This is a genomic window from Bacteroidales bacterium, assembly GCA_012517825.1.
Lineage (GTDB): Bacteria > Bacteroidota > Bacteroidia > Bacteroidales > JAAYUG01 > JAAYUG01.
This window is the reverse complement of the sequence record JAAYUG010000171.1, coordinates 1-5,041: the sequence shown is the minus strand read 5'-3', so window position 1 is coordinate 5,041 and position 5,041 is coordinate 1. Positions and strand designations below refer to the sequence as shown.

Sequence of the window (5,041 nt, the reverse complement as noted above, 5' to 3'; positions counted from 1 at the left end):
CGGTATTTTTATGATTTTGCCCATCCTTCTTGCGGACTGGCAAGGGAAAGAAATACTTCGGGCGATGTGGTAACCATCGGGGGCTCCGGTTTCGGAGTGATGGCCCTGATTGTTGGCATGGAAAGAGGTTTTATCACCAGACAGGAAGGTGTCAGCCGGCTGGGTAAAATTCTTGGTTTTCTGGAAACCTGTGACCGGTTTCACGGTGCCTGGCCTCACTGGCTGAACGGATCAACTGGTAAAATTGTCCCGTTCAGTCCAAAAGATGATGGCGGCGATCTGGTGGAAACTTCGTTCATGATTCAGGGGTTATATACTATGCGGCAATATCTTGATTCAACCATATCGGAAGAAAAATCGCTGATACAACGAATCAATACCCTGACGTCGCAGGTTGAGTACGACTGGTTTACAAACGGACAAAATGTTCTGTACTGGCTGTGGTCGCCAAATAACGGGTATATTCTGCGCATTGAAGGATACAATGAAACACTTATAACGTATGTCCTTGCAGCCTCATCCAAAACGCACCCGGTTTCGGCTGAGGTTTATCATCAGGGATATGCCCGCAGCGGAGCCATTAAAAACGGGAGTTCTTATTATGGTTATGTTCTACCCCTGGGACAGCCCTATGGAGGCCCGTTGTTTTTTACCCATTATTCCTTCCTGGGCCTTGACCCACGCAACCTGAGCGATCAATATGCCAGTTACTGGCAGCAGAATGTTAATCAGTCCTTGATCAACTGGGCTTACTGCACAGCCAATCCAAAGAAATATGTAGGTTATGGAAGCGATTCCTGGGGGCTTACTGCCAGCGATAATCCCTGGGGATACAATGCGCATTCTCCGACAAATGACCTTGGTGTTATTACTCCCTCGGCCGCCATTTCGTCCATTCCCTATACTCCCGAACAATCCATGAACGCTATCCGGCATTTTTATTATTTGCTGGGCGATAAATTGTGGGGGGAATATGGATTTTACGATGCATTTGATGTTACAGAAGGCTGGTGGGCCAATTCCTACATTGCAATCGACCAGGGTCCTATTGTCTGCATGATTGAGAATTACCGTACCCAGCTTCTCTGGAACCTATTTATGTCCTGTCCTGAAGTGCAGGCAGGATTAAACAAGCTTGGCTTCAGCTTTTGATAAACAGAATGGATTTTATGAAACGGATGCGATACAGAAGATCAATATCCCGGCCGATGGTTTTGGCGGCACTTCTTTTAGCCGGTATTTTGACAGGTTGTGCCTTTTCTGATTCCTCTTCCGTAAAGGGGAAACAGGGTAGTTCAGTGCACCCAGCTATGAGTGATGATTCGCTTCTTACCCTGGTGCAGTATCGCACATTTCAATATTTCTGGGAAGGAGCGGAACCGGTTTCCGGAATGGCGCGGGAGCGGATCCATATGGATGGTATGTATCCTGAAAATGATCAGAATGTTGTCACCACCGGAGGAACAGGTTTTGGAATCATGGCCATTCTGACAGGTATTGAGAGGGGATTTATTACACGGGAACAGGGCCTGGAGCACCTGCAAAAAGTTGTTGATTTTCTTTCAAAAGCCGATCGCTTTCACGGCGCCTGGCCTCACTGGCTCTATGGTGAAAGCGGAAAAGTCAAGCCATTCAGTTCAAAGGATGACGGCGCAGATATTGTGGAAACCGCTTACCTGATGCAAGGTCTTCTTGCCGCGCGTCAATATTTCAACCGGCCAGCCGAATCAGAGAAGAAACTTGTGAATGATATCAACAGATTATGGGAAGAAGTTGAATGGGACTGGTTTACCCGTGGAGGGAGGCATGTGATTTACTGGCACTGGTCTCCCAGGTATGATTGGGAAATGAATTTTCCTGTGGAAGGGTATAATGAATGCCTCATTCTGTATGTTCTCGCTGCTTCTTCTCCTACTCATCCTGTTGATCCTGTTGCCTACCATGAAGGCTGGGCGAGGGGAGGAAAAATCAGAGGGAACAGCCAACCTTATGGATATAGCCTTGCCCTGAAGCATAACGGAGCAGAAGAATACGGAGGTCCTCTCTTCTGGGCGCATTATTCCTTTCTCGGCCTGGATCCGAGGCACCTGAAGGATCAATATGCCGACTACTGGGAACACAACGTTAATCAAACCCTTATTAACAGGCAATGGTGTATTGAAAATCCAAGGAAATATAAAGGATACGGGCCTTCCTGCTGGGGCCTTACGGCAGGGTATTCGCCGGTTGGTTATGCGGCACATGCCCCAGGAAAGAAAACTGATCTTGGGGTCATTTCTCCTACTGCAGCCCTTGGTTCATTTCCTTATACGCCTGAATTTTCCATGGAAGCCTTGAAATGCTTCTATTACCAACTGGGAGACAAAATATGGGGCAAGTACGGTTTCTATGATGGTTTCAGCGAAACGGCAAACTGGTATCCGAAGCGCTACCTGGCTATTGATCAAGGACCAGAAGTGGTAATGATTGAAAATTACCGTTCCGGTCTATTATGGAAACTTTTTATGTCGTGCTCTGAAGTAAAGAACGGATTGAAAAAACTTGGATTTGAATATTAGTTTTTCTGCAAATGCATATGAAAAAACGGCCGGTTTAGTTTGACTCTCTGGCCTGAATTTTTGCCCAGGTATCCTTCAGCGTGACGGTGCGGTTGAAAACAATCTTTTCCGGCCCGGAGTCGGGATCGACACAAAAATATCCAACCCGTTCAAACTGGAATTTGTCGTAAACTTTTGCACCGGCAAGATAAGGTTCGCACCAGGCATTGATAACTTTAAGGGAATCCGGATTCAGGTGGATTTTAAAATCCTGGCCTTCGGGAACATCATCTGGGTCTGGCACATTGAACAGACGGTCGTACAAACGTACTTCAGCCTGCATGGCATGGGGTACAGATACCCAGTGAATGGTACTTTTCACTTTTCTTCCATCGGGGGAATTGCCTCCGCGGGAAGCCGGATCGTAAGTACAATGGATCACAGTTACTTCGCCTGTAGAGGGGTCTTTTTCCACGCCGGTACATTTTACAAAATAGGCATAACGCAGGCGCACTTCGGTGCCCGGAGAAAGACGGAAAAACTTTTTCGGAGGATTTTCCATGAAATCATCTCTTTCAATCCACAATTCGCGGGAGAAGGGAACCATGCGCTTACCGGCAGAGGGATCTTCGGGATTATTGACTGCTTCAAGTTCTTCGGTAAGCCCTTCCGGGTAATTGTCAATCACGAGCTTTACTGGATTAAGTACAGCCATTACACGGGTAGCGTGCTGGTTAAGGTCTTCCCTGATGCAGTGTTCCAGCAGGGCAACATCAATAACATTATCCCGTTTTGCTACGCCCACCCGATCGGCAAAGTCACGGATTGATTCGGGGGTATATCCCCTGCGCCTCAGACCGCATATTGTCGGCATCCGCGGATCGTCCCAGCCTCTGACAATACCCAGTTTAACCAGTTCCAGCAATTTTCGCTTACTCATAACCGTGTAGGAAAGATTCAACCGGGCAAATTCAATCTGTCGCGGCCTCACTTTTCCCGGCTCGGCAATATGATCAAGAAACCAGTCGTACAGGGGCCGGTGCACTTCAAATTCCAGCGTGCAGATAGAATGGGTTATTCCTTCAATGTAGTCGCTTTGTCCATGAGCAAAGTCGTACATAGGGTAGATACACCATTTTGTTCCGGTGCGATGGTGCGGGGTATAATTGATGCGGTACAAAATGGGATCCCTCATGTGCATATTGGGAGATGCCATATCAATTTTGGCCCGCAGGATTTTTGATCCTTCGGGAAATTCTCCCGCGCGCATCCTTCTGAACAACTCAAGGTTTTCCTCAACAGAGCGGTTTCTGTAAGGGCTTTCTTTACCGGGGACGGTTGGTGTCCCTTTTTGTTCGGCTATCTGTTCGGGGGTAAGTTCACATACGTAGGCCAGTCCTTTTTTTATCAGCATCTCGGCCCATTCATACAACTGGTCAAAGTAATCGGAAGCATATTTCGGTTCCCCTTCCCATTGAAATCCCAGCCATCGGATATCTTCCATGATCGATTCCACATATTCAACATCTTCTTTGGTGGGATTGGTATCATCAAACCGCAGGTTGGTCTTTCCACCATACCGCTGGGCAATGCCAAAATTCAGACAAATGGATTTGGCATGGCCTATATGCAGATAGCCATTAGGCTCAGGAGGGAAACGGGTTAATACCTTCCCTCCGTTTTTCCCTTCCGCCAGGTCTTTTTCAATGATTTCGTGAATGAAATTTTTGTTTTCCTTACCAGTTCCGTTTCCAGTTTCTTCTGCCATGTTGGTGATTTGTTAGTAAACTGACCTGCAAAAATAATGGTTCTTCCCAAATAATTGCTTGCCAGGTGAAAAGCAAAGGTTTTAAATGGTAAAGCGCTTTGGAAAACTATTTTGAAAACTACATTTCATTATCTTAGCAAGACTTTTGCATGCGTATGGGACAAATTTTGCTTGAAGGAATGGAATTTTATGCCTATCACGGGCATTTTGAAGAAGAAAATATTATTGGCAACCGGTTTGTGGTTGATCTGGTCATTGAAACCGATATGGAAATACCTTCTATGACCGATAATCTGAAAGATGCGGTCAATTACCATACGGCGTATCAGATTGTGCAGCGTGAGATGGGAAAGAAGTCGCGGTTGCTTGAACATATTGCCGGAAGGATTCTGGATGCCTTGCACAACGAATTGAAAGGAATTCAGAAAGCAACGGTTACGGTTGCCAAGCTGAACCCTCCTGTTGGGGGTAAAGTTCGTGCCGTGCGGGTTACCTTAAGCCGTTAACTATGGTTTCATCCGGGGATGCACTGAAACGATGCCCCTCGTGCGGAAGTTTTTTCTCATGTAATCCTCACGGTGATTGCTGGTGCGAAGAATTCAGGATTCACCGAAAGGAAATGATACAGCTAATGCAGCAATATACCGATTGCATTTGCCCGGCGTGTTTGAAGAAATACGCTGCCGAATAGGCCTTCAGCAGAAAATACCTGAAACCCTTATCAGAGAGTGATGGT

5 protein-coding genes are annotated in these 5,041 nt (G+C 46.6%); 4 read left to right on the top strand and 1 reads right to left on the bottom strand.

All coding sequences use genetic code 11. The annotated features are described in order from the left end of the window. Window positions 1-1,152: DUF3131 domain-containing protein (locus GX419_11990; protein ID NLI25413.1), on the top strand; the 1,152-nt coding region annotated here is incomplete at its 5' end. An 8-nt stretch (window positions 1,153-1,160) separates the two neighbouring features. Next, complete coding sequence (locus GX419_11985; protein ID NLI25412.1) at window positions 1,161-2,558, top strand: beta-glucosidase; 1,398 nt, start codon at window positions 1,161-1,163, stop codon at window positions 2,556-2,558. A gap of 34 nt (window positions 2,559-2,592) precedes the next feature. Here the strand turns inward: GX419_11985 and GX419_11980 are convergent, their stop codons facing one another. Then, window positions 2,593-4,305 (bottom strand): glutamine--tRNA ligase/YqeY domain fusion protein, encoded by a 1,713-nt coding sequence (locus GX419_11980; protein NLI25411.1) that lies wholly within the window; start codon window positions 4,303-4,305, stop codon window positions 2,593-2,595. A gap of 149 nt (window positions 4,306-4,454) precedes the next feature. Between GX419_11980 and folB the strand changes: the two genes are divergently transcribed. Both folB and GX419_11970 read left to right on the top strand, forming a co-directional pair. Then, window positions 4,455-4,811, top strand: a complete 357-nt coding sequence (gene folB / locus GX419_11975; GenBank protein ID NLI25410.1) for a dihydroneopterin aldolase — start codon at window positions 4,455-4,457, stop codon at window positions 4,809-4,811. A gap of 2 nt (window positions 4,812-4,813) precedes the next feature. Beyond that, window positions 4,814-4,996 (top strand): cysteine-rich CWC family protein, encoded by a 183-nt coding sequence (locus GX419_11970; protein NLI25409.1) that lies wholly within the window; start codon window positions 4,814-4,816, stop codon window positions 4,994-4,996. Window positions 4,997-5,041 lie beyond the last annotated feature (45 nt).